Source organism: Arthrobacter sp. H5, from assembly GCF_000520595.1.
Classification (GTDB): domain Bacteria; phylum Actinomycetota; class Actinomycetes; order Actinomycetales; family Micrococcaceae; genus Arthrobacter_D.
The window spans coordinates 53,805-78,853 of record NZ_KI915026.1 but is presented as its reverse complement, the minus strand read 5'-3'; the positions used below and the strand labels follow the sequence as shown (position 1 = coordinate 78,853).

Genomic DNA, 25,049 nt, shown 5'->3' with positions numbered 1-25,049 from the left:
GGAGCAACCCATGCTGCAGGTTCGGAACCTCACTCGGCGGTTCGGTGAGAACACCGCCGTTGACAACGTAAGTTTCACTATCCCGTCCGGGAAGATGACCGGATTTGTTGGAGCAAACGGCGCCGGCAAGACCACCACCATGCGCATGATCATGGGCGTTCTCACAGCACACGCTGGTGATGTGCTGGTGGATGGCCGACCCATCACGGCCGCTGACCGGGCCACCTTCGGCTACATGCCGGAGGAACGCGGACTGTACCCGAAGCAGCCCATTCTCGATCAACTGATCTACCTGGGCCAGCTGCACCGAATGACCGCCTCCGATGCCAGGGCGCAGGCTGAGGAGCTGTTGGAACGCTTCCAGCTGGGAGGCAGGGGGAAGGACAAGCTCGAGTCGCTGTCCCTGGGAAACCAGCAGCGCGTGCAGATCGCGGCATCGCTGCTTCACCGTCCGTCCGTCCTCATTCTTGATGAACCCTTTTCCGGCTTGGATCCAGTGGCCGTTGATTCGATGGTGGAGCTCCTGCGCGACCGCACGGACCAGGGGGTTCCGGTTCTTTTCTCCAGCCATCAGCTGGATCTGGTTGACCGGTTGTGCGACAACCTCGTAGTGCTGCAGCAAGGGCGGCTGGTTGCCTCGGGCTCCGGTGATGATCTCCGGGCAAAGGCCCCGCGCCGCCACCGGCTGTCAGTCTCGCCGGACGCCGGCTGGGTGCGGGAGGAAAAAGGGGTGACGGTCATCGACGTGGCAGGCCAGGAAGCGGTCCTGGAACTCGAGAACGACGACGCCGCGCAGCACCTGCTCGCCGCGGCCATGGCACGCGGCAGCGTGCAGGAATTCAGCCGAATCAGGCCCAGCCTGAGCGAAATTTACCGGGAGGTATCACAGTGAGCGGCACCCAAACCAGTGTGAGGGATCCACACGGCCGCGCGCCGTCGTCGTCCCCGGTTTCATTGCCACCCGGCACCCAGCCGCCATGGCTGATCGTCACATTGCGCGAGGTCCTGGTCAAGGCTAAGGACCGCGGCTTTGCAATCAGCACAATGATCACGCTGGTGCTGATTGTCGCGGGCGTGGTGTTCAACGCCTTCATGGCCAACCGCGGCGAGGACTTCACCGTAATGGTCACCTCCGATGCTGGGCAGGCGGTGATCCAGTTGGCCGACGAGGCAGGCCGGGCCGACGACGGCAACGTCACGTTCACAGCGGTCACGGCGGATGATGACGACGGCGCGCTGGAGCAGGTTCGTACCGAGGACGCGGATGCAGCACTGCTGCAGGAATCCGACGGAATCTGGACGCTCACCGGTAAGAACGAGGTTTCCACAGGCCTCGCCCAGCAGGTAGGGGAGTCCTTGGACGCCTATGTGCTGGACCAGAACGCGGCAGCTGCCGGGACCACCGGTGAGGACCTGCTCGCGGGTTCCGAGCTGGAGGAGTCGCTGCTGGAGGGCAGCGCAGAAAACCAGCTGCTCGCCACCATTGCCGGGTTCATTTTCAGCTTCCTGTTCTACATGGCCTCCATCATCTTTGGCATGGCGATTGCCAACTCGGTAGTGGAGGAGAAGCAGAACCGGGTGGTGGAAATCCTGGCTACTGCCATACCCATCCGGCAATTGCTCTATGGCAAGGTGCTCGGCAATACCATCCTCGCCATGGTCCAACTGGCACTCTACGGCGGGGCCGCGCTGCTTGCGCTCAACCTCACGGACACCGCAGATCTGGTGGGCAGCATCATTCCCGCCTCCGGCTGGTTCATGGTGTTCTTCCTCTTTGGCTTCCTGATCCTGGCGGCAATCTGGGCGGTGCTCGGATCCCTGGCCAGCCGCCCTGAAGACCTGACCAGCAATTCAGCACCAGTGATGGCATTGATTTTCGCTGCACTGTTCGCCGGGCTCTTCGCGTCCGGGCAATTGCTGGTGGTTGCGTCCTATGTGCCGGTGGTGTCCTCGGTTGCGATGCCTATTCGGATGTTGAACTCGCCGGTGGCATTGTGGGAGCCGCTTCTGTCACTGGTGATTGCCCTCGCCGCCGCGGTAGCGCTGTTGCACTTGGGCGAGAAAATCTACCGCCGCGCAGTGATGCAGAGCGGCGGGGCATTGACACTGCGCAAGGCGCTGAAACTGGAGCAGTAGCGTCCATTGTGCGGGGACCTTTTCACGCACACGGGCGTTGATACATGCGGGCACCCAAATGCTTTGGGTGCCCGCATAGGAAAGAGGTTTCGCCATGGCAGGATTCAGCTCGTTGAGCAAGATCGCGAGGGAGCTCGCGAGAAACCCGAAGGTCAAGAGCGCCCTCACCAGTCCTCAGGCGAAGCAGGCGGGCAGCCGGATAGTGGACAGGGCTGCCTCGATTGCGGACAAAGCGACCAAAGGCAAACACCAGAGCAAGATCGAGAGCGCCCGGGAGCAGGCACGAAAGCGTCTGGGACCCTCCGGCGACGGACCTCACGAGCCGGGCCGCCCAGGCTTCTGACTCGAACCGGTGTCCACAACGGCCGCGCGACCCGACCGCTCACCGCACTTTTTCTGCCGCTTATCGCAGCAGCGGTCGATCTTTGCCTCAAGCAACTGTGACGTAGCGCACAATGTCCAATGGTGCGTATTACCGTCCTAGCACCGTTTGCTGAAGTCACAGAGGAGCATCGATGAGTTGGCTCGACAGGGAACACACCATTGCACCACCCGGATTCAACCGATGGCTTATTCCACCGGCGGCGCTCGCGGTTCATTTGTGCATTGGCCAGGCCTACGCCACCAGTGTGTACAAGAACTCCCTCGTTGAGCACTTCGACGCCAGCCTGACCGAGATCGGGATCATCTTCTCGATCGCGATTGTCATGCTCGGGTTGTCGGCCGCCGTGATGGGTACCTGGGTGGACAAGAACGGTCCGCGCATGGCGATGTTCACTTCAGCACTGTTCTGGGCCGGTGGGTTCCTGGTCGGTTCCCTCGGCATTTTCACCAATCAGCTGTGGCTCGTGTACCTGGGCTACGGTGTCATCGGGGGAATCGGGCTAGGCATCGGCTACATCTCGCCCGTATCCACGCTGATCAAATGGTTCCCCGACCGCCCCGGACTTGCCACGGGCATGGCCATTATGGGCTTCGGCGGCGGCGCGCTGATCGCCAGCCCAGTTTCCACCGCGCTCCTCAAATTCTATGACCCCAATACGGGTGTGGACGGCGCGGTCGCCAGTGGCGAGGCCGTTGGCAGCCTGTTCCTGACCCTCGCCGTCGTCTACCTGGCGTACATGATGTTTGGCGCCTTCACCATCAAGGTTCCGGCCGCGGACTGGAAGCCGGAAGGCTTTGACGCGTCCAAGGTGAAGACCAAGGCATTGGTCACCTCTAATCACGTGTCAGCAGCCAACTCGATCAAGACCAAGCAGTTCTGGCTGGTCTGGATTGTGCTCTTCTGCAACGTCACGGCAGGTATCGGGATCCTGGAACAGGCTTCGCCGATGCTTCAGGACTTCTTCCGCCAGCCTGATGGGTCCACCGCGGTGACTGTGGCCGTAGCCGGCGGATTTGTGGGGCTGCTGTCCATCGCCAACATGGGCGGGCGCTTTGTCTGGTCCTCCACCTCGGACATCATTGGCCGCAAGAGGATCTACCTGGTGTACCTGGGAGTCGGAGCCGTGCTCTACACCGTGCTGGCGCTTGCCGGAGCGAGCACCACGCTGCTGTTCGTCTTCCTGGCCTTCTTCATCATTTCCTTCTACGGCGGCGGATTTGCCACCGTACCCGCCTACCTGCGCGACCTGTTCGGAACATTCCAGGTGGGCGCCATCCACGGGCGGCTCTTGACCGCGTGGTCGGCGGCGGGCATCGCCGGACCGCTCATTATCAATGGGTTCCTCGACGCTCAAGGAACTCCGGGCGAGCTCACAGCGGCCGCCTACCAGCCGGCGCTGTTGACCATGGTGGGGCTGCTCATCATCGGATTCATCGCCAACCTGATGATCAAGCCTGTGGATTCCAAGCACCACGAACCCGCCAAGACAACACCCAAAGAATCCGCAATGGAGGCATGAGATGACAGTCAAAGCACGACTCATAGTTGTTTGGGCACTTGTAGGACTGCCGCTCGCCTACGGCGTCTTCCAGACGCTGACGAGGGTGCCCGCGCTGTTCGGGTAGGCCTCAGACGCAAAATCGCCGAGAAGGGGCGCAGGTTCGTTGGGATAACCCGGCGAATCCTGCACTTAACCGACTAATCTGTATCCGTATGACTGAGGTATCCGGCATCATCGATGCCGCCCTTCAACGGGAAGCGTCCTGGGAGCGGGCGGAAGCGCAGAACCAATTCGCCACCGGCCTCCAGTATTACGGTGCGTCAGTCGGCGCGGTTCGTGGAGCTGTGCGCGATGCAGGGCGCAAGTACCCGGACCTGACCCACGATGAGGTCACCGCCCTGAGCTCCGAACTGTGGGCTGTGCCCGTTTTCGAACGTCGTCTGGCGGCAGCGGTGCTCCTGCAGTCGAACGCCCGGCTCCTCACCAACTCGGACCTGACACGGATCGAGGGCTTTATACGTGAGGCGCACCTGGCTGCGCTGGTCGATCCGCTTGCCGCCGACGTCGTCGGTCCGCTGATCCAGGGGCTGACCGGGCAGGAGCGAACCCGGGCGGAGTCAGTCCTTGATCGCTGGAAGGTGGATCCGGAACGCTGGCTCCGGCGGGCGGCGCTGCTCGCCCCGCTCCGCACCGTGCGCGCGGGAGGGGGTGACTGGAAGTCGCTGGTCCGCCGCGCGCACAAAGAGACAGCGAACGACGACGACGTCGCCCCGGCTCAAACAGGGTCAGCCGCGGCCGCGAATTGGGACATGTAAAGCCGGTAGTAGGCGCCCTGTGCCTCGAGCAGTTCAGCGTGGCTGCCCTGCTCCACAATCCGGCCATCCTCCATCATCAGGATGGTATCCGCATCGCGGATGGTGGAGAGCCGGTGCGCGATGACAAAGCTGGTCCGCTCAGTGCGCAGGGCTGCCATGGCGTGCTGCACCAACAGCTCGGTCCGGGTATCCACCGAACTGGTGGCCTCGTCCAGGATCAGCAGCGACGGGTTGGCCAGGAATGCCCGGGCAATGGTGATGAGCTGCTTCTCGCCCGCGCTGACGTTGTTGCCCGTTTCGTCGATCACCGTGTCATAGCCGTCTGGAAGTGCGCGCACAAAACGGTCCACGAAGGTGGCCTTCGCCGCCTCCATGACCTGCTCCTCCGTGGCATCCAGGTTGCCGTAGCGGATGTTCTCGTAGATGGAACCGCCAAACAGCCAGGCGTCCTGCAGCACCATGCCCACCCGGGACCGCAACTCGGCCCGGCTGATTTGCGTGATGTCCACACCGTCCACGGTGATCCGCCCGGAATTCAATTCGTAGAAGCGCATCACCAGGTTCACCAGCGTGGTTTTGCCTGCACCGGTGGGGCCCACAATGGCAACAGTTTCCCCGGGTTTGGCGGCGAAGGAGAGATCCTCGATCAGCGGCTTGTCGGGGGTATAGCTGAAGGTGACGCGCTCAAACTCTACGTGTCCGTCCGTCTTGGCCGGCAGTGATGTGGTGGCGGTGTCCGGCTCCTGCTCCTCGGCGTCGAGCAGTTCAAACACCCGCTCGGCCGAGGCAACCCCGGACTGCAGCATGTTGGCCATGCCCGCCATCTGGCTCAGCGGCTGGTTGAACTCGCGGGAGTACTGGATAAACGCCGTCGCATCGCCCAGCGTCATGGAACCGGAGGCCACCCGCAGGCCGCCCACCACGGCGATCCCCACGTAGGAGAGGTAGGAGATGAACTGCATGACCGGCATGATCATTCCGGAGACAAACTGGGCACCGAAGGATGCCTTGTACAGCTCCTCATTCTTCTCGTCGAACTGGGCCAGCGATTCCTTCTCGCGTCCGAATACCCGGACCAGGTCATGCCCGCTGAAGGACTCTTCAATATGGCCGTTGAGCTGCCCGGTGTTCTTCCATTGAGCAGCGAACAGCTTCTGGCTGCGCACGCCGATCAGCCCGGCACCCGCGGCTGACAGCGGCAGGGCTATGAGTGCAATCAACGCCAACTGCCAGGAGACCAGGAACATCATCACGGTGATGCCGATCAGGCTCAGCGCCGACATGATCAGCTGAGCGAATGCCTGCTGCAGCGCCTGCTGGACATTGTCGACGTCGTTGGTCACGCGGGAGAGCAGGTCGCCGCGCTGCCGGGTATCGAAGTAGTTCAACGGCAGCCGGTTCAGCTTGGCTTCGACGTCGCGGCGCAGGTTGTAGACCACGCGCATGACCACCTTGTTCAGGTAGTAGCCCTGCAGCCACATGAACAGGGAGGAGACCAGGTACATAACCAGGACAATGGCGATCAGCCTTCCCAACAGCATGAAGTCGATCCCGGCCCCCGGCGTGAGTTCCATGCCGGAGAGCAAATCGGCGAACTGATCCTCCCCCTCCGCGCGCAGACCCTCAATCACCTGCTCCTGGCTGGCGCCGGCCGGCAGGTCCTGGCTGATGACACCGTTGAAGATCACGTCCATCGCGTTGCCGAGTACGCGCGGCGCAATGACATTGAGCACGACGGCGATCACCACCATCGCGAGCACCACCGCAATGGCTGCCTTCTCCGGTTTCAGCAGCCCGAAGAGCCGCTTGGCGGCAGGCCAGAACTGCTTCGCCTTCTTGGCCGGCGCACCGCCGAACATATCGCCGTCGGCCTCGGTGGGCTGGTATTTCTCCTCAAGGACCTGCGCTTCAGCGTCGGCCGCCGCACCGGGAGTGGGCGCCACTACCGGATCAATGGCCGGGCCGGTATCAGGCTTGGCACCCTTGTTCCTGCTCATGCCACCTCCTCCGCCGTGGTCTGTGATTCAACGATCTCCTGGTAGGTGGGTGAGGTCTCCAGCAATTGCTCATGCGTACCCCGCGCCACTATCTGGCCGTGCTCCATGACCAGGATCTGGTCGGCGTTGATGATCGTGGCGACGCGCTGTGCCACGATGATCACCGTCGAATCCCTGGTTTTGTCCTTCAGCGCCGCACGCAGCCGCGCATCGGTGGCCACGTCCAGCGCGGAGAATGAGTCGTCAAAGAGGTAGACCTTGGGCTTGGCCACCAATGCCCGCGCAATGCAGAGCCGCTGGCGCTGCCCTCCGGAGACGTTGGTGCCGCCCTGCGAAACCGCCGCATTCAGACCGTGCTCCTTGGCTTGGACAAAATCCGCGCCCTGGGCCACTGTGAGCGCTTCCCACAGGTCGTCGTCGTACGCGTCCGGATTCCCGAACCGCAGGTTGTGGGCAATGGTGCCGGAAAACAGGTATGGCCGCTGGGGGACCAGCGCCACACGCTCAGTGATGTCATGGCGCGCCATCTCGGTGACAGGAACGCCGTCGAGCATGACCTGGCCGCCGCCCACGTCGAAAAGCCGGGGCAGCATGGAAATCAGCGTGCTCTTTCCCGAACCGGTACTGCCCACAATTGCGGTGGTCTGCCCGGGCCGGGCGATGAAACTGACATCGTTGAGCACCGGCGCCTCAGCGCCCGGATACGCGAAGGTGACATTGCGGAACTCGACCACGCCGGCCTTATCCGCCGGCTGCTGTGGCTGAACTGGCTCGTGGATGGAGGGTTGGATGTCCAGCACTTCGCTGATGCGCTCGGCACAGACTGCGGCGCGGGGAATCATCATTGCCATGAAGGTGCCCATCATGACCGCCACCAGGATCTGCAACAGGTATTGCAGGAACGCCGTGAGCGCACCGACCTGCATTTCTCCGGCGTCCACCCGCAGCCCGCCGAACCACAGCACCGCGGCTGTCGCCAGGTGCAGGATCATTCCGATGGCCGGGAACATCAGCACAAAGAGCGCACCGACTGCCAGCGACACGTCCGTCAGCTCCCTGTTTGCCTTGCCGAACCGCTGGGCTTCAAACGGTTCGCGGACAAAGGCCCGCACCACGCGGATGCCGGTGATCTGCTCCCGTAGAACGCCGTTGATGTTATCGATCTTCACCTGCATGGTGCGGAACAGCGGCATCAACCGCCAGACCAGGAAGCCAACAACCACAAACAGGGCGGGAACGGACACCCACACCAGCCAGGAGAGCTCCAGGTCCTCGCGCACCGCCATGAAGATTCCGCCGATGCACATGATGGGAGCGGCAACCATGAAGTTCAGCCCCAGCAGCACGAGCATCTGTACCTGCTGCACATCATTGGTGCCGCGGGTAATCAGGCTCGGCGCCCCAAATTCGTTGACCTCCTGCGCCGAGAAGCCGGAGACCTTGTGGAAGACGGACTTGCGCACGTCCCTACCCACCGCCATGGCCGCCTTTGAACCGAAGTAGACCGCCGCGATTGCGGCTGCCACCTGGATCAGGCTCACGCCGAGCATCGTCATCCCGGTATCCCAGATGTACCCGGTATCGCCTTGAGCCACGCCCTCGTCGATGATCTGGGCGTTCAGGCTGGGGAGATACAGTGCGGCAATGGTTGCTGCCAACTGCAGGACCACTACTGCCAGGACCAGACGGGAATAGGGCCGCAGATAGTGGCGGACCAATTTGATCAGCATTGCCGGTTCCTCGAATTGCGGGCTGACAGGAGCTCGGTCCTCTTGAGGGGCAGCCGGATGGGCCGCGGGAAGACCGCACTTCAGCGTATGCCCGGGATTCAGGTCCGTCTATCAGCCGAAAGGAGGATTCTCACCAGCCGGGGTCATCCTGTGATCTCGCGCACAGTCAGGGTTCTGAGTCTCTTGTTGCCTAAGGCCACGGCTAGGATTGGACGCGCAGGCCGTCATTACGGGCGCCATGCAACTCACTATCGTTGGGGAACACCTTGAAGATCATGAAAGTCGCGGCCATCGCCGCTGTCGCCCTCGCTGCCCTCACCGGGTGCGGCGAATCCACCGAGTCGTCCGCCGCCCCCTCAGAGGCCGCGCCCACGCCTGCGAGCTCAACGGCTCCCGCGCAGAACGTCTCCGCTCCCGCCACCAATGACCTCATGAGCGAAGCCACCGCTGATGGCGCAAAGGCGTTCCTTCACCACGTCTTCGAGCTGAAGTCCTACACGCAGCAAACCGGCGACGCCGAGCCGCTGCTGGCCATTCTCGACGGCGCTGATGCTGCGGTGTCCGATGCCGAGGCGTTCAAGGCCATGTACGACGACGGCGGCTGGGTCCTCGGCGGACAGCCGAAGGTCAAGCAGATCATCATCACCACCCCCGCAGAAGAGGTTGTGGAGGGCGCCGAAGTTGAGGCGCTGATCCCAGTCAACCCTGATCCCTACACCTCCTTCAACGAGGCCGGTGAAGTACACGAAACCCGCCCGTTTGACCCAGCAGGCTCCATCTACTCGGCCACCGTCGTCTACGCTGACGGCGCCTGGAAGGCAACCTCTCTGGAGGAAACACCAGACGTGGAACTGCCCGCTGCAGAGTAGCGGCTTTCTGCGTTAGGGCTCCCGTCCGGCTTCGGTGCCGGATGGGAGCTCTTTCGTCTACTCGCTTGCGGGAGCTGCGGTGCGCGCTGACTGTTCTGGGTGCGTGCGTGCGTGCGTGCGTGCGGACCGGATCCTGCACTTTCTGGGCATGAACGACGACGACGGCGCCTCCCAACCCCGGAAACAAGCGGGAGTGTGGTGCACTCGCCCATAGAAACCTGCAGGATTGTGTCCGCGGGTGGTCGAGGCGGAGGGGCTTTCCGGTACCCCTTGTGGCCTTGACTCCACCCGGATTGATGGCTTGCCGGAACGTCGCTGATGTTGCCGTCACCATCCGCCGTAGCTCCGCGAAGCTTGTGTACTGCCGCACTCATGACTGGACCTCAACTGTGGTTGAAGATATAGCGTGTGGGTCATGACGCCTGTAGAGACGAATGGATTACGCCCAGCTTTGGGCCCGGATGATTTCGGGCGTCAGGGATTCGGTGCAATGAGGCTGAGCGATAAATCGGCTGGCCGGCCTGACCGCGATCCCGTAGGCGTGTGAGGCAAGCCTGCGAAGGCTCGGTGTCGACGTGATCGACTTGTATTACCTGCACCATCGAAGCGAGGGCACACCGATCGAGGAAACCGTGGGAGCCATGGCCGAACTGGTCAAACAGGGCAAAGTCCGTGCGATTGGCCTGTCGAACGTGACCGCCGAGGACCTTCACCGCGCCCACGCTGTCCACCCGGTCGCTGCATTGCAGGAGCAGTGGTCGCTGACGGAGCGCAGCATCGAACGGCAATTGCTTCCCGCGGCGGCCGCCCTCGGCGTAGTGGTGGTTGCCCACTCTCCGGCCGGTCACGGACTGCTTCATCGTGTGGGAGCCACAGCCGCGCGGACCGCTGCGTTGGAGGAAGTCGCCGCTGCGCACGAGGCCGCACCGGGGCAAATCGCATTGGCCTGGGTGCATCATCGACAACAGGTACATGGAGTGCCCGTCGTCCCAATCCCCGGGACGGGCAGCGTCACTCACCTTCGGGCGAACGTCGCGGCGGCTGCCCTCCACCTGTCCCATGAAGAACTACTGACGCTTGATTCCTAGGGCGTTGAATTGTGATCAGAATTCAGCGACACGGGATCCACCAGCATTCCCGATGACTCCCGGACCCACCACAGCCCGGTGGTGCGCCTCTCGCCTCGCGCGGAGAAGCGGTAATGGAAGACCCGCGCCCGAAGATACCGTGGCCGGGCGCCGTCGAACGGATCGCTGCGCAGCAGCTTCAGTATCCGCGGATCCGCCTGCAAAAGCTTCACCAGCAGCGGCGTGAACCATCCGCCGTCGGATCCCAACGCGAGAAACCACATCATCCAGTCCAGCCGCAGGTGGTAGGGAGCGTACTGCCGCGGCCGTCGCGAGGGATCACCAGGTTTGCCCTTGAACTCGTACTCGCGCCATTGGGCGCCCGGTCCGGCGTCGTCCATGGTCCCTTCAATGATCACCTCGTAGCGGACGCGGGTCACGCTGCCGAATGCACCATACGCGTTGCACAGATGGAACCGGTTGAAGCTCGCGTTCATCAGCTGCCGCCGTGCGAACAGGTTCCGCAGCGGCTGCCAGCTCAGGTAGGTGACGAGCAGGGCCATGAGAACGACGACGACGGCGAACCACGCCGGTGCGGGTGCGTACGTGACATTGATCGTGACGGCTGTTGCGTAGAAGGAATCCGGCACAGCGGCGAAGGCCAGCACAATGCTGATCCAGTTCAACCAGGCGAAGTTTCCGGAAATGACCAGCCAGAGTTGAGTGACGACGATGATCACCGCGGCTGTACCCGCCACCGGCTGCGGGGCGAAGAGGAAGAACGGCACCACCAGCTGAGCGAAGTGGTTCCCGGCAACCTCCATGCGGTGCAGCGGCTTGGGCAACAGGTGGAAGAACCGGCTGGCCGGGCTGGGCATGGGCTGTGTTTCGTGGTGGTAGTAGAGGGCGGTGAGATCGCGCCAGGACCGGTCGCCGCGGATCTTGATCATCCCGGCACCGAATTCCAGCCGGAACACCAGCCACCGGATCGCCAGCAGCACCAGGAACGGCGGCGCCACCTCGTTGGAGCCCAGGAACGCCACCAGAAACCCGGCCTCCAGGAGCAGGCTTTCCCAGCCGAACCCATAGAAGGCCTGTCCCACGTTCACGATTGAAAGGTACAGGCCCCAGATCATCAGGAACGCGAGCATCGGCAGCCAGGGCGGACCGGACTGCGGCAGCCCGGCGATGAGGATCGCCGAAACCACGGCTCCGGCCCACGCCACAGCCAGGAGCAGCCGGTCGGAATAGTGCCAGCGGAACAGGGTGGGGCCTGCGCGCTTGCCGGCACGCGCAAGGAACCTTGGTGCCGGAAGCAGCCCGTGTTCGCCCAGTAGCGCAGGAAACTGTGCAATGGCAGAGAGGAACCCGATCAGGTAGACCGCTGCGACCCCGCGCTGCAGGATCTGCCGCCCGACTTCGTAGCCTTCAGCGTCGAGCACGTCACTCAACCACTCCATTCCTCAACGATTGTGTGACGCGCCGCGTGCGTCAAGATGGGCAACCCGGATGACGCACGACGGCGGCAGACCCGCCGGTGCGCAATACTGGCTCCATGAATCAGACCAACTCTGTGACACTGCGTTTTCTGGCCGCACCTACGGACCTGGGCCACAGCGGGTCCGTTGACGCCGGCACCGTGCTTGAGTGGGTGGACAAGGCGGCGTATGCCGCAGCTGTTGGGTGGGCGAAGTCCTACTGCGTGACCGCCTATGTGGGCAACATCCACTTCGCTGACCCCGTCAATGTGGGGGACATGGTGGAGGTGGAAGCGACCATCGTCTATACAGGCCGATCATCCCTCCACATCCAGACAACGGTGTCCTCGGGTGATGTCCAGGCCGCAGAAGCCACCATGCGCAGTCAGTGCCTGGTGATCTTTGTGGCGGTGGGACCGGACGGCAAACCTGTGCCCGTGCCGCCGTATGTGCCGTCGTCGCCGGAGGATATCCGGCGACGGGATGAGGCTGAAGCCCGCATCGCGGTGCGTGGGGAGATTGTCGAGGCGATGCGCGGCCAGGAATACACGGCGGAGGGCACCGCGGAACAGGTGACCCTGCGGTTCCTTGCGGCGCCCACGGATGTGAACTGGGGTGGGAAGGTTCATGGCGGCACGGTGATGAACTGGATCGATGAGGCAGCTTATGTATGCGCGTCGCGGTACTGCGGCATGGACACGGTGGCGGTCTTCTCGGGCGGGGTGAGGTTCTACCGGCCGCTGCTTATCGGCGATGTGGTGGAAGTCGACGCCCGGCTGGTCTACACCGGAAACAAGGGCATGCACGTTGCTGTGCATGTGAGGTCCGGCAAGCCGACGGACGGTGAGATGCAGCTGACCACGTACTGTCTGACTGTGATGGTCGCCCGGGACGAGGGCGGAACGGCGGTTCCCGTACCGGCCTGGAACCCACGCTCCGATGAGGACCGGCGGCTTGCAGCCCATGCGCGGAAACTCCTGGAAATCCGGGGCCGGGCACCGGGCAACCGGCTGCCCAATCACCTGCTTGGGTGACTGACCGTCAGGACACTGAGATTCAACGCATATTCGATCATCGCCGGATTTGGCGCAAACGGCGTTTGGCTGCGCCGTTTCGGCCTTCTGGAGCCGATTCTCAAACGAGGTCCCGGCGAATAGTCCTTACCGCCGGGTGAACACCTGAGGAAGGACGACGATCTGTTGGTGCGGGCGGATCCCGAGCGGGTAGGCGAACTGCTTACAGTCAAGGGAGCGCGGCCAGCCGGGATGGGCCGGCAGGAAATTGTTCCCTTGCGGTGGTCAACTGGCGTGCAGATACTGGCCGATCGCTCTGCGGATGGCCTCGGAGACGCTAATGTGTTCTTCCGCTGCACGAAGCAGGAGAGCTCGTTTGAGCTCCGGATCCAGCCGGACAGACTCAACTGAAGAAGCAGCAGTGCCCATCAAGGGCCGGCCGCTCCGTCTGCGCTGGATTTTGCTGGGGTCATAGCCTTGCTCGGCCTCGTCAGCCATCCTCCCCACCAGCTCGTCGGTGATTGGAGTGCCGTCTGCCCTAGTTCCATGTGTGTGCATTTCTATTCTCCTCTCGCCAATAGAGTCCGGTACTTAGCCCTCATGGGCATCGCGTGTATAACGATAGGTCCGCGCGAACCGTCCATCACCACGAGTTCGAGAATTTTCCCAGTTCGGTCCGGACCCAGCACCAAGTATCGGATTGGGTCGTCGTCGACTTCGTCGATAACCAGCGCATTTCGTATTGCGTGCTGGATGTCCTCTGGGTCGACGTCATGCCGCAGCGCCGACGAAAAGACTTCCATCTGTAAATCGTACTACGAAACTCCCTCTCCATCCGAGACCAACTCAACTGGCCTCGGATGCATGATTCCGATGGAATCACGTGTTTGGCTCCCCGATCGTGATCCGGTAACGCCGGACGGCGCTGTGTCCGGTGTCGTACACATCCTCCAGTACGCCGCCCTGGCGCTCAATCGTCCTGGCCGACCAAACGTTGTCCGCCTCGCAGACAACCAGCAGCCCGTCCATGCCGAGCGTGCGGGGCTCCTCGACCATCCGGCCCAGCGCCCACGTGGCAAGTCCGCGACCACGCGCCGACGGCCGGATGCCGTAGCCAACGTGCCCGGCCCGCTGCACGTCGATATTGGACTCGTGTCGCAAAGCGATTCCGCCAAGTACCTGGCCGTCTTCGAGGATCCAGCGGTATGTGCAGCGCACCGGTTCCTCGGTCAGCCGCCCCAACCAGGCCGCAAAGCCGGCTGGGGAGTGGACCTCGTCAGTTGGCAGCAGTCCGAAGCCGTCTTCATGGAGACCTGGACCCCACTCGGCGTGGGCATCGCGCCAGACGGCGTGCAGCCGTTCGGCAGGTGGGATCAGTTCGGGCATACCGCAACTGTATCGATCCGAACGTGTCGCTTCGATGGGCCTACCTGATCAGCTCCGCCCACAGGGCGTTGACGTCGTCGTTCTCGCCTGCCGCTTCCCGCAAAAGCAGGCGGCCGGTCGACTCAAGGTGTCGGCGCATCGCCTCACCGGCGGCGCGACCATCGCCACGTTCGACGGCGGAAACTATCGGCAGGTGCTCCCGGTACACCTCATCGAGTGAGCGGGAATTCTTCATGGTGGAAAGGCCCACCAGCCGGGTTGCGTCGCGCAGGTTCTCGATGATCCGAGTGACGTGGGCGTTGCCGGCGAGATCGAGCAGTAGGCCATGGAGCCGTTGATCGTGCAGCAGAAAAGCTCCCTCATCCCCGGCGACGACCGCCTGCTGCATCGCCTCACGCTCCACCCGCAGTGAATCATGATCCGAGGGTTTCGCCAGCCGGGCAGCCCGGGAAGCCGCCGGAACCTCCAAAGCAATCCGTACGGCCATGATCTCGGCCAGCTCCCGCGCCCCGGGAAGCACCACACGGAAGCCACGATTCCGCTCGATCGCCAGCATGCCGGTCTCGGCCAGCCGCAGCAGAGCCTCCCGGACAGGGCTGCGCGAAACGCCAAGCTCATCGGCCAGCCGGTACACCGAATACAGTTCGCCCGGCACGAAGGTGCCGTTTCGGACGCCGTCCCGGACCGCCTCGATGGTGCGTTCGGTTAGCGAGGGTGGACGCCCCGGGTGGACAACGGATGACATGAGACCAGACTAGCGCTTGGCAGAACATGAATCAGGAGTAACATGTTACTTATGTCGACGACGCTTGCATCACCGCGGTCCCTGGTTTCCGAACTGCAGTCCCGCGGTGTGAGCGATGCCCGCGCCGACGCAACCTCCCGTGCCGCTTACTCCAGCGACGCCTCGCTCTACCGGATTCAGCCCGCCGCCGTCGTCTTTCCCCGGCACCTGGATGAGGTGTTGACCACCCTGGAGGTCTGCCGGGAGCGCGGTGTCCCCTTCACCTCGCGCGGTGCGGGCACCTCCATTGCCGGCAACGCCATTGGCCGCGGGGTGGTGATCGATTTCAGCCGCCACCTGAACAAGGTGCTGGAGTTCGACGCCGAAGGCCGCACCGCCGTCGTCGAACCTGGCGCCGTCCACGCCACCCTGCAGAAGATCGCCTTGGCCAACGGACTGCGGTTTGGTCCCGATCCCTCCACCCATACCCGCTGCACGGTGGGCGGAATGATCGGCAACAACGCGTGCGGCTCGCGCGCCCTGGCCTACGGACGCACCGCGGACAACGTGACCCATCTCGACATCGTCACCGGTTCAGGTACGCGGCTGCACCTCGGGTCGGAGGGCACGCCGTCGTCGTCGGAAACCGACGCCCTGCACTCGCTGGTGAGCGCCGAACTCGGCACCATCCGGACGGAACTGGGCCGGTTTGGCCGCCAGGTCTCCGGCTACTCGCTGGAGCACTTGCTGCCCGAACGCGGGTTCGACCTGCGCCGGATGCTTGTTGGCAGCGAAGGAACGCTCGCCGTCGTGCTCGAAGCGGGAGTCCGGCTGGTTACCGACCTGCCGTATAAGACCATGGTGGTGCTCGGCTTCGAAAACATCGGTGCCGCTGGCGACGCCGTAACCTCCGTGCTGCCGTTCACACCAACCGCGTGCGAAGGCCTGGATTCGCGGATCGTGGAGGTAGTGCGCGCCCGCAAGGGACCCCAGGCCGTGCCCGAGCTGCCCAGCGGGGCCGCTTGGCTTTTCGTAGAGATCTCCGGGGATGACGCCCTCGAGGTCGCGGACCGCGCTGCCTGTGTCAGCCGCATCGACGCAGCAAAGCACTCGCGCATCATCGAGCATCCACGCCAGGCAGCCGCGCTGTGGCGGATCCGCGAGGACGGCGGAGGACTGGCGGGCAGGTCGCCGGCGGGGGCACCCGCGCATGCCGGGTGGGAGGACGCCGCGGTCCCGCCGGAAACACTGGGCGACTACCTCCGTGACTTCGATGACCTCCTGCTTGCCCACAACCTCACCGGCTTTCCATTTGGGCATTTCGGCGACGGCTGCGTGCACGTCCGCCTCGACTTCCCTTTCCAGAACGACGACGGTACGGCCGCCTTTCGTGCGTTCCTCACGGATGCTGCAAAGCTCGTGGCCCGCTACGGCGGTTCGCTGTCCGGCGAGCACGGTGACGGCCGCGCCCGCAGCGAACTGCTGCCGTTCATATACACGCCGGCGGCGATCTCTCTGTTCGGCAAAGTCAAGGGCATCCTGGACCCGGACAACATTCTGAACCCCGGCGTGCTGGTGGACCCGGAACCGCTGGATGCGAACGTCCGGGTTGCGGAGGCAGGCCCGCTGCGCTCGGGCCTGGGATTTGGTTACGTGCACGACGACGGCGACTTCAGCCAGGCACTCCACCGCTGCACCGGGGTGGGCCAGTGCCGCGCCGCGCATAACGATAACCAGACCGTGATGTGCCCGTCCTATATTGCGACGCGGGAGGAAAAGGACTCCACCCGCGGGCGGGCGCGGGTGCTGCAGGAGATGATCAACGGCAGCGTCACCGGGGGAGTCAAGGGTGGCAAACCGAACTGGCGGGCGCCGGAAGTGCACGATGCACTGGACCTCTGCTTGTCCTGCAAGGGCTGCGCCTCTGATTGCCCGACCGGGATCGACATGGCTGCCTACAAGGCTGAGGTGCTGCACCAGAGCTACAAGGGTCGTTTGCGGCCTGCGTCGCACTACTCGCTGGGGTGGTTGCCGCGGTGGGCACGGCTGGCGGCTTTCGCGCCGCGCCTGGTGAACTTTCTCATGGGACTGCCGGGCCTGGGCAGGCTCGGGCTACGCCTGGCCGGCGTGGACCAGCGCCGAACCATTCCAGCCTTCGCTCCGCAGACGTTCCAGGCGTGGTTCAAGGCACGTCCCGTTGCCGTATCGGAAACCCGCCCGCCGGTACTGCTGTGGGCGGATTCTTTCACGAACAGCTTCTCGCCCGAGGTGGGTAAAGCCGCCGTCCGGGTGTTGGAATCAGCCGGATACGAGGTCCGGATACCGGGCGGGCCCGTGTGCTGTGGACTCACGTGGATTTCAACCGGGCAGCTCGATTCTGCCCGGAAGATCCTGCGGTCCACGATCGATGTACTGGGCAAGTCGGTGGAGGAAGGCATCCCGATCGTGGGGCTTGAACCGTCCTGTACGGGCGTGCTCCGTTCGGACGCCGTCGAGCTCTTGGGCCCCAACGCCGCTGGCGCCGTTGCCGGTGCCACGCACACTCTGGCGGAGTTCCTCGCAAAGGCACCCGGCTACACACCACCGTCGCTTGAGGGGACAACCGTCGTCGCGCAGCCGCACTGCCACCATCACGCGGTGATGGGCTGGAGCCCGGACGCGGCACTGCTCGAAGGTGCCGGCGCCACCCTGCAGAAGCTGGGCGGCTGCTGCGGTCTGGCGGGTAACTTCGGCGTGGAACGCGGGCACTACGAGATATCCGTGGCGGTGGCCGAGCAGCAGCTCCTGCCGGCGGTACGCGCGGCGGAGGCCGACGCCGTCGTACTGGCTGACGGTTACTCCTGCCGCACCCAACTTGAGGACCTGAGCGACCGCAAGGGTATCCACCTGGCGCAACTGTTGGATCAGGCGAACCGACTGTAGATGACAGTGGACGCCAGCCTAACTCAGTGGACGGAATCGAGCCGTCGGCCGCTTATCCTGGTGGGTTTGATCCCGAAGAACACGTTGCGCTGTCCGGGAGCCCAGGGTTCGTCGGCGCGGCTGCCCCAGAGGGTCGTGAGAAGTTCTGGATCGGTGATGCGTTCGATCGCGCCGTTGATCAGGATGGTCCACCCGCTGCGCGTTCCCGTGTCCAGGTGGTCCAGCTGGAACGCGGCCGCTCCAGCTGGCCGCGGGCAATCACGCCCTCCTCCGAGGTGCGGAAATATACGCCGCGGTCGTGCACGATGTAGTTCAGCGGGAAGATGGTGACCAGTCCCTCATGCAGGAAGCCGATGCGACCGGTTGTCTGACCTGCCAGCAGTGCCCAGCACTCGTCGGTGCTGAGGGGCTGGGACGCGCGCAACAGCCCCGGCGAATCCCAGAATTCATCCTGATCAAGCGGTGTAGTCATTAGTGCCTGTTCTCTCTAGTGAGTGATTGGATGCGCTACCAGGCCCCTAGCGGCGGATTCCTCGGAGGAAGTACAGGATTGGTCCAAGAAAGTTGACGGCTATGGCAACCGCCCACAGGCTCTTGCGCCCGTTGACCTGTGCCTCCGGCCGGTTGGCCAGATCGGTCCATGCCGTGGCTGCGAGGGATAACTGCACGGACGCCAACGCCAGCACAGCAGTCTGCTGCTTCACCGTCAGGTCCTTCCACCTCCTGAGTCTTGACCTTTTCATCAGGGGATCACCGCCCCGCCTGAACCAGCCGAACTACTGCGCCGGCGACGAGGCCGAGGCCCGCGGCAACCGTTACGCCCAGCGCACCAAAGCCGGCGGCCAGGGCGAGGCCTCCACCGGCCACCACCCCCAGCGCAACATACTGGTCAGGATCAATGAGTTGCGTTTCCATTTCCCCACCGTAGCTTCGCTGATTCGGCGCTGGTAGGGCCTTTAGTCCGCAAACTGACCCTCCTGGTTCCGGACCACTGGGCAGATTGGGGCCTTATAGCACTGGAGCGCCCTGCCCCGAGGCAACAGGGTGGAGATCATGAGCTTGCAGCCGGTCCTTAGTTCTGCCCAACTCTCCACCATCCATGCCTGGTGGCGGGCGGCCAATTATCTCTCAGTCGGGCAGATCTACCTGATGGATAACCCCCTCCTTCGGGAACCGTTGAGGCCTGAACATATCAAGCCCCGGTTGCTGGGACACTGGGGGACCACCCCTGGGCTGAACTTCATCTACGCACACTTGAACAGGGCCATCATGGCGCGTGATCTGGACATGATTTACATCATGGGTCCGGGGCATGGTGGGCCGTCTCCAGTCGCGGCAGCGTGGCTCGAAGGCACTTACAGTGAAACCTACCCGGAGGTTTCCCTGGATGTGACCGGTATGCGTCGCCTGTTCCACCAGTTCTCATTCCCGGGGGGCATCCCTAGCCACGTGGCTCCAGAAACCCCTGGTTCCATCCACGAAGGAGGGGAACTTGGCTACGCCCTGTCCCATGCGTACGGCGCAGCTTTCGACAACCCTGAGCTCACCGTTGCAGCAGTGATTGGCGATGGAGAGGCCGAGACCGGACCTCTCGCGGCAAGCTGGCATTCCAACAAGTTCGTTGACCCCCGCAGAGATGGTGCCGTCCTGCCGATCCTTCACCTCAACGGTTACAAGATCGCCAATCCGACCATCCTGGCACGAATCAGTCACGAGGAGCTGGACGATCTGCTGCGCGGATACGGCCATGCCCCGCACTATGTTGAAGGCTCGGATCCGGATCAGATGCACCAGGACTTCGCCCGCGTACTCGATGCCTGCCTCGACGAGATCCGGGACATTCAGTATCGGGCGCGCGTCGAGGGCCAGGCTGAACGCCCCCGATGGCCCATGATCGTGCTCCGGTCGCCCAAGGGGTGGACCGGCCCCGTTGAAGTTGATGGGGTCAAGGTGGAAGGGACCTGGCGTGCGCATCAGGTGCCCTTCAGCGAAGCGCGGGAGAACACCGAGCACCGGGTGATCCTCGAAAAGTGGATGCGCAGTTACCGTCCGGAGGAGCTGTTCAACGACGACGGTACGCCGGTCGCGAGTATCCGCGGATTGCACCCGGACGGTCCCCGACGGATGAGCGCCAACCCCCACGCTAATGGAGGGATCCTGCTTCAGGACCTGCACATCCCGGATTTCCGGGGCTACGCCGTCCAGATCACCAGTCCAGGGACGGGCGCGGTCGAGGCGACGACGGTGCTCGGTACCCTGCTTCGGGACGTGATGAGCGCAAACATGGAATCTTTCCGGGTCTTTGCCCCAGACGAGAACAATTCCAACCGATTAGGTGCGATCCTCGAGGCTACGGGCCGAGCATGGAACGCCGAAACCGTTCCCGGAGACGATCATCTGGCCCGCGACGGAAGGGTAATGGAGATCCTGTCCGAGCACACGTGTCAGGGGTGGCTCGAAGGCTACCTACTCTCCGGTCGACACGGGTTCTTCTCGTGCTACGAGGCGTTCATCCACGTCGTCGATTCGATGTTCAACCAGCACGCCAAATGGTTGAGCACCACTAACAGCATTCCGTGGCGCCGCCCCGTGGCCTCCCTGAACTACCTGCTGACCTCCCATGTGTGGAGACAGGGCCACAATGGGTTCTCGCACCAGGATCCAGGGTTTATCGACCACGCGGTCAATAAGAAAGCTGATGTTGTCCGCGTGTATCTCCCGCCCGACGCGAACACGCTCCTGTCGGTGGCCGACCACTGCCTGCGCAGCCGCCAGTACGTGAACATCATCGTTGCAGGTAAGCAGCCTCAGCTGCAGTACCTCGATATGGAGTCAGCAATCCAGCACTGCACCAAAGGAATTGGCATCTGGGACTGGGCCAGCTCTGATGCAGAGGAGGAGCCCGACGTCGTCATGGGCTGCGCCGGCGATGTCCCGACGATGGAAACGCTGGCCGCGGTCGAGATCCTACAGACCCACTTCTCGGACCTCCGGATCCGGGTGGTCAATGTGGTGGATCTGATGCGGCTGCAAGACCAGACTGCACACCCCCACGGTCTGTCCGGACCGGAGTTCGACTCGCTGTTCACCTCGGACAAGCCAGTGATCTTCGCCTACCACGGGTATCCGTGGCTCATCCACCGGTTGACCTACCGTCAGACGAATCACGACAACTTCCACGTGCGCGGATACAGGGAAGAAGGCACCACCACGACGCCGTTCGACATGTGCGCGATGAACCAAATCGACCGTTTCAACCTGGCTATCGACGTGATTGACAGGGTCCCTCGCCTGAAGGACATCTCCTCCCACTTCCGTGAGGAGTTGAAGAACAAACTGATCGAGCATCGGCAGTACATCCGAACCGAGGGTGAGGATATGCCCGAGATTCGGGATTGGGAATGGACGCCCAGGCCCTGACTGCTAGTTCCCGGGATGCCGGGAGATCAGAATGTTTCCTTTGGCGTGGTGGAGAATGGCCTGCGCCGTGGAGCCAACAGCGCCAATGAACTTCCCCTGTCCGGTTTCGCCGACCACCACAATCCGCGCCGATGCGGCGGCGTTGAGAATGGTGCCAGGTACCGAGTGGCCGGTTACCAGGGCCGGTTCGATCTCGAGGTCCGGCACTGCGGCCCGTGCCCGGAGGACAGCAGCGGAGAGAATCTGCATGGCTAACACGTCCGAGCCCGGGTACGAGTGATTGCGCCCAAACAGGCGGACATCATCCCGCACGTGCATGATCTTCAGTGGCGCCCGCCATAGTGCCGCCAGCGCGATCGCATCGTCCAGTGCAGTCTCACTCTTTGGCGACCCGTCGACCCCGATCAGCACAGGCCCAGTCGAGGCCTCCTTAGCGCGAACGACCGCCACAGGACAGTGAGCGGTAGTTGCCAGTTTCAGGCTGACCGAACCAACGAGAAGACCCAGGAATCCGCCCAGTCCGCGGCTGCCGACAGTCACCAGATGGGCATCCTGTGACGTCCGGGCGAGGACTTCCGACGGGACCCCAGAGATGAGGCTTGTCTTCACGTCGAGCCCGGGAGCCAATCGATTCGCTTCAATTTCACCTTCGGAAAGGACAGCCTCGGCAGCATGCTTGATTCCGCTGTCCGCGATGCCCTCTACTGGCCCGAGATCATGGGTAAGCAGGGGCCAGATCCACCCAAGCACTACATGCAGCGTGCGCTCCTCCAGCACCGCCTGTGCTGCCGCCCAGCGCAGAGCTAGCCGTGACTGATCCGAGCCGTCATATCCGACGACGATGCTCTCCTTCATGAGGTGCCGGGCTTTCCAGCTGCTGATTCATCGGTCGTCGCGCCGTGGGCGATCAGCACCGGACACTGTGCATGTTCGGCGACAGCGGAGCTGACAGACCCGAGCAGCAGTGCGGCGAACCCGCCATGTCCTCGGCTTCCGACGATAAGCATCTGCGCGCCCTGACTCTCGTCCAGGAGCACTCGTGCCGGCGACCCCTGACGGGTCAAGGCACTGACTGTTGCGGGCGGATAGCCGACGAAAGCCTTTGAAAGTGACTCCGACAGTATGGTCTCGGCAACACTTTTCGGATCCCAGCCGGAAATCGGGAACTCGTAATAGGTGTACGGGACCTGCCACGCTGCCACGGCTCTGATGGTAGTGCCGACAGTGGGAACGAGACGTGCGGCCCACTGCAACGCGAGGATCGAGGACGGCGAACCGTCCACTCCAACGACAATGAATTTTTCCGGGCTGGGGTGGTCATTCATTGAGTTGTCCGTCCGTTGTGAGCGGGGCTTGGCGCGCAGTTGCGCACAGGTCCTTGGTACCCAGCATCCATTGATCGGTTGGAAGCTCACAGGGGCTTTGGTCCCGTATCGCCCCGGCGGCGGTCAAACCTGGGCCATTCCCCTTCCTGTTTCACCCAATCTCCGGTGAAGCAGCCGGATACTGTCCGGATTCTGGGAGGGGTTGGGCGGCCCGGTTTCGGACGACGTGGCTTCGGGCATGTTCGACGGCGGCGTCCAGAGCGGTAAAGAGATGCTTTTGGTGACGCAGGGATTGGAGTACCCCAACTTTGGTGATCAGACGAAGGTGACGGTCCTGGACTCCCTTGACCAGCACTGTGATTCCGCGGCGCTCAAGGGTGTTCACCAGGTCAGCGATGACGCGTGCCCCTGTCGCGTCCAGCGACTGGAGCTGGGACATTCTGATGATTACCACCTCAACATTGCGGATGTCGCTGACCCGCTCCAGCACCCGTTCCGCGGCGGCGAAGAAAAGTGCACCCTCGATCCGGTAGATGGCAATCCGCGAGTCGCCATCCTGGGCCGGGCCGGAGATTTCTTCGCGGTGGACCCCGCCGGACTTTACCAGCGACCGTAGCGCGAAGAAGGCTGCCACCAACACCCCGATGCCCACCGCCTGGATAAGGTCGAATGAGACGGTGACAACTGCTGTCACGATGAGCACTACGGTATCGCCGCGGGTTGAACCGACCACGCTGCGCAGGGTGGAAAAGGAGACCATCCGCACGGCGGTAACCATCAGGACACCAGCTAACGCGGCCAGCGGGATTCCTGAGACAGGGCCGGTGGCCAGATAGACCACGAAGAGGAGGACCAGAGCGTGAGTGATTGCCGCGAGCCTGGTACACCCTCCTGATCGGATGTTCACGGCTGTTCGGGCGATTGCGCCTGTGGCGGGCATGCCGCCGAAGAATCCTGAGGCAACTGAGGCAAGACCCTGGCCAAAGAGTTCCCTGTCTGCATCGTAGGACCCAGTATCGGAGATCGAGGCGGCCACACGTGCGGAGAGCAGTGACTCGATCGCGGCCAGGATGGCGATGGTTGCGGCCGGAGCGGCCAGCACCACGATCAATCCCCAATCCCAGCCCGGCGCTGCTGGGGCGGGTAGGGAATCGGGCAGTGCTCCGATTCTGACGACGGGCATAGCCAGCACCTGAGCCAACACGCTGGCGACGACGATTCCGACGATCGAGCCGGGAATCCTGGAATGGATTCGTGGGGCAACAATCATGATGAGGGCCACAAGGGCGACCAGGCCAACCGCCGCCATGGATTCTGCGGGGGAGGAAGCACCGATGGCCTGGAGAGCGGAGATCGCTGAGTTGCTGCTGGGGCCAGCATCCTCGCCAATGGCGGCTGGCACCTGCTGAAGGAAGATGATGACGGCGATTCCCAGGGTGAATCCCTCGATGACGGGCCATGGCAAGAAGGACACGACCTGCCCGAGCTTCAGCACGCCAGCAGCGATCACCATCAGACCAGCCATAACAGTGACGAGGGCCAGTGCTTCAATTCCATGCGCCGCTATGACCGGCCCCAATACCACGACCATCGCGCCGGTAGGCCCTGAAACCTGAACGTGGGAGCCACCGAAGACCGCCGCGACCAGCCCCGCGACGACTGCGGTGATGAGACCACTCGCCGCTCCTGCCCCCGAGCTGACGCCGAATGCCAGGGCCAGCGGCAATGCGACGATTCCGACGGTGAGGCCTGCAATGAGGTCGCCCCTCCAGGAGCGCGGTACCTGGGAATAGTCCCGGACGGTGGGTAGCAGGGTCCGTAGGGTGGAGAGGACTCTCACTTGGAGCCGTCGCCAGCGGCCGAGTGGCCGGCTGACGCCGAATACTCAAGGTCTTCCTTCGTGGCATGGAGAACGCCCTCGAGGAGCCCCCGGGCAACCGCCAGCAGTTCGGCAACCAGAGGATTGGCAAGCATGTAGAACTGTTGGAGACCCCGCCGCTCCGATTTCACCAGATGATAGCGGCGCAGCACTGACAGGTGCTGTGACAGATGCGAGGCTTCCAATCCGGTAGCTGACAAGAGATCAGACACCGACACTTCGGGTGCGGCAGAGAGTAACTCCAGCACGCGGATACGCACCGGGTGGGCGAGCCCCTTGAAGAGATTCGCCTTCACCTCATAAAGCGGCGCACGAAAATCGGCCATCTTGTAAGTCTCGGGGTGCACGTCCATTGGCATTTCACTCCACTGATTGACTATTTGATCATTCTATCATCCAGAT

The 25,049-nt window shown here is 63.2% G+C and carries 24 protein-coding genes; 10 read left to right on the top strand and 14 right to left on the bottom strand.

Annotated features, from left to right (window positions below; translation table 11 throughout):
- The first annotated feature begins 10 nt into the window (after nt 1-10).
- The 5 genes from Y708_RS0119415 to Y708_RS26530 all read left to right on the top strand — a co-directional run bounded on the left by Y708_RS0119415 (nt 11) and on the right by Y708_RS26530 (nt 4,837).
- Entirely contained in the window at nt 11-892 is an 882-nt protein-coding gene (locus tag Y708_RS0119415; protein ID WP_028281195.1) for an ABC transporter ATP-binding protein, read from the top strand.
- Nucleotides 889-2,136, top strand: coding sequence for an ABC transporter permease (locus Y708_RS0119410; RefSeq protein WP_051479198.1), 1,248 nt, complete (start codon nt 889-891; stop codon nt 2,134-2,136). The genes Y708_RS0119415 and Y708_RS0119410 overlap by 4 nt, the downstream gene beginning before the upstream one ends.
- Nucleotides 2,137-2,230: 94 nt before the next feature.
- Nucleotides 2,231-2,479: an Rv0909 family putative TA system antitoxin gene (locus Y708_RS26535; RefSeq protein ID WP_051479197.1), complete on the top strand. Its 249-nt coding sequence runs from the start codon at nt 2,231-2,233 to the stop codon at nt 2,477-2,479.
- Between the two features lie 172 nt (nt 2,480-2,651).
- Nucleotides 2,652-4,040, top strand: coding sequence for an OFA family MFS transporter (locus Y708_RS0119400; protein WP_028281193.1), 1,389 nt, complete (start codon nt 2,652-2,654; stop codon nt 4,038-4,040).
- 194 nt (nt 4,041-4,234) lie between these two features.
- Nucleotides 4,235-4,837, top strand: a complete 603-nt coding sequence (locus Y708_RS26530) for a DNA alkylation repair protein (protein ID WP_081747029.1) — start codon at nt 4,235-4,237, stop codon at nt 4,835-4,837.
- Here the strand turns inward: Y708_RS26530 and Y708_RS0119385 are convergent.
- Nucleotides 4,798-6,696, bottom strand: a complete 1,899-nt coding sequence (locus Y708_RS0119385) for an ABC transporter ATP-binding protein (RefSeq protein WP_253905895.1) — start codon at nt 6,694-6,696, stop codon at nt 4,798-4,800. The two genes, Y708_RS26530 and Y708_RS0119385, sit on opposite strands and share 40 nt — an antisense overlap.
- Before the next feature lie 134 nt (nt 6,697-6,830).
- Nucleotides 6,831-8,564, bottom strand: coding sequence for an ABC transporter ATP-binding protein (locus Y708_RS0119380; protein WP_028281191.1), 1,734 nt, complete (start codon nt 8,562-8,564; stop codon nt 6,831-6,833).
- A gap of 275 nt (nt 8,565-8,839) precedes the next feature.
- Between Y708_RS0119380 and Y708_RS0119370 the strand changes: the two genes are divergently transcribed.
- A complete protein-coding gene (locus Y708_RS0119370; protein WP_253905894.1) occupies nt 8,840-9,433 on the top strand; it encodes a DUF6318 family protein in 594 nt (197 codons plus the stop codon).
- Nucleotides 9,434-9,987: 554 nt separating this feature from the next.
- The gene (locus Y708_RS26525; protein ID WP_155853955.1) at nt 9,988-10,521 is read left to right on the top strand and encodes an aldo/keto reductase; all 534 of its coding nucleotides are present in this window, start codon (nt 9,988-9,990) and stop codon (nt 10,519-10,521) included.
- Here the strand turns inward: Y708_RS26525 and Y708_RS0119360 are convergent.
- On the bottom strand, nt 10,518-11,960 hold the full coding sequence (locus tag Y708_RS0119360) for a lipase maturation factor family protein (RefSeq protein WP_028281188.1): 1,443 nt from the start codon (nt 11,958-11,960) through the stop codon (nt 10,518-10,520). The two genes, Y708_RS26525 and Y708_RS0119360, sit on opposite strands and share 4 nt — an antisense overlap.
- A 95-nt stretch (nt 11,961-12,055) precedes the next feature.
- Between Y708_RS0119360 and Y708_RS0119355 the strand changes: the two genes are divergently transcribed.
- Entirely contained in the window at nt 12,056-13,012 is a 957-nt protein-coding gene (locus Y708_RS0119355; protein ID WP_028281187.1) for an acyl-CoA thioesterase, read from the top strand.
- 264 nt (nt 13,013-13,276) lie between these two features.
- On the opposite strand, the gene Y708_RS0119350 is transcribed toward Y708_RS0119355, so the two are convergent.
- The 4 genes from Y708_RS0119350 to Y708_RS0119335 form a co-directional block, all read right to left on the bottom strand.
- Complete coding sequence (locus Y708_RS0119350; protein ID WP_028281186.1) at nt 13,277-13,549, bottom strand: ribbon-helix-helix domain-containing protein; 273 nt, start codon at nt 13,547-13,549, stop codon at nt 13,277-13,279.
- A 2-nt stretch (nt 13,550-13,551) separates the two neighbouring features.
- The gene (locus tag Y708_RS30550) at nt 13,552-13,794 is read right to left on the bottom strand and encodes a death domain-containing protein (RefSeq protein WP_028281185.1); all 243 of its coding nucleotides are present in this window, start codon (nt 13,792-13,794) and stop codon (nt 13,552-13,554) included.
- A 76-nt stretch (nt 13,795-13,870) separates the two neighbouring features.
- The gene (locus Y708_RS0119340) at nt 13,871-14,377 is read right to left on the bottom strand and encodes a GNAT family N-acetyltransferase (protein WP_028281184.1); all 507 of its coding nucleotides are present in this window, start codon (nt 14,375-14,377) and stop codon (nt 13,871-13,873) included.
- A gap of 40 nt (nt 14,378-14,417) precedes the next feature.
- Complete coding sequence (locus Y708_RS0119335) at nt 14,418-15,122, bottom strand: GntR family transcriptional regulator (RefSeq protein WP_028281183.1); 705 nt, start codon at nt 15,120-15,122, stop codon at nt 14,418-14,420.
- A gap of 51 nt (nt 15,123-15,173) precedes the next feature.
- Here Y708_RS0119335 and Y708_RS0119330 point away from each other — a divergent pair, with 51 nt between their 5' ends.
- Nucleotides 15,174-18,023: an FAD-binding and (Fe-S)-binding domain-containing protein gene (locus Y708_RS0119330; protein WP_216699845.1), complete on the top strand. Its 2,850-nt coding sequence runs from the start codon at nt 15,174-15,176 to the stop codon at nt 18,021-18,023.
- Nucleotides 18,024-18,201: 178 nt separating this feature from the next.
- Here Y708_RS0119330 and Y708_RS0119325 read toward each other — a convergent pair whose 3' ends face one another.
- From Y708_RS0119325 to Y708_RS29440, 3 genes are read right to left on the bottom strand one after another with little or no spacing between them, the layout of a single operon-like run.
- Nucleotides 18,202-18,495 (bottom strand): pyridoxamine 5'-phosphate oxidase family protein, encoded by a 294-nt coding sequence (locus tag Y708_RS0119325; protein WP_028281181.1) that lies wholly within the window; start codon nt 18,493-18,495, stop codon nt 18,202-18,204.
- 46 nt (nt 18,496-18,541) lie between these two features.
- Entirely contained in the window at nt 18,542-18,727 is a 186-nt protein-coding gene (locus Y708_RS0119320; RefSeq protein WP_253905891.1) for a PLDc N-terminal domain-containing protein, read from the bottom strand.
- Nucleotides 18,728-18,773: 46 nt separating this feature from the next.
- Complete coding sequence (locus Y708_RS29440; protein WP_155853954.1) at nt 18,774-18,938, bottom strand: hypothetical protein; 165 nt, start codon at nt 18,936-18,938, stop codon at nt 18,774-18,776.
- A gap of 138 nt (nt 18,939-19,076) precedes the next feature.
- Here Y708_RS29440 and Y708_RS0119310 point away from each other — a divergent pair, with 138 nt between their 5' ends.
- Nucleotides 19,077-21,443 carry a phosphoketolase family protein gene (locus Y708_RS0119310; RefSeq protein ID WP_028281179.1) on the top strand — a complete coding sequence of 789 codons (2,367 nt, stop codon included), beginning with the start codon at nt 19,077-19,079 and terminating at the stop codon, nt 21,441-21,443.
- A 3-nt stretch (nt 21,444-21,446) separates the two neighbouring features.
- Here Y708_RS0119310 and Y708_RS0119305 read toward each other — a convergent pair whose 3' ends face one another.
- From Y708_RS0119305 to Y708_RS0119290, 4 genes are all read right to left on the bottom strand, one after another.
- Nucleotides 21,447-22,298 (bottom strand): universal stress protein, encoded by an 852-nt coding sequence (locus Y708_RS0119305; protein WP_028281178.1) that lies wholly within the window; start codon nt 22,296-22,298, stop codon nt 21,447-21,449.
- Complete coding sequence (locus Y708_RS26520; protein WP_051479195.1) at nt 22,295-22,768, bottom strand: universal stress protein; 474 nt, start codon at nt 22,766-22,768, stop codon at nt 22,295-22,297. Before Y708_RS26520 ends, Y708_RS0119305 begins: the two co-directional genes overlap by 4 nt.
- 151 nt (nt 22,769-22,919) lie before the next feature.
- Nucleotides 22,920-24,608: a SulP family inorganic anion transporter gene (locus Y708_RS26515; RefSeq protein ID WP_035776892.1), complete on the bottom strand. Its 1,689-nt coding sequence runs from the start codon at nt 24,606-24,608 to the stop codon at nt 22,920-22,922.
- Nucleotides 24,605-24,973 carry an ArsR/SmtB family transcription factor gene (locus Y708_RS0119290; RefSeq protein WP_035776926.1) on the bottom strand — a complete coding sequence of 123 codons (369 nt, stop codon included), beginning with the start codon at nt 24,971-24,973 and terminating at the stop codon, nt 24,605-24,607. The genes Y708_RS26515 and Y708_RS0119290 overlap by 4 nt, the downstream gene beginning before the upstream one ends.
- Nucleotides 24,974-25,049 lie beyond the last annotated feature (76 nt).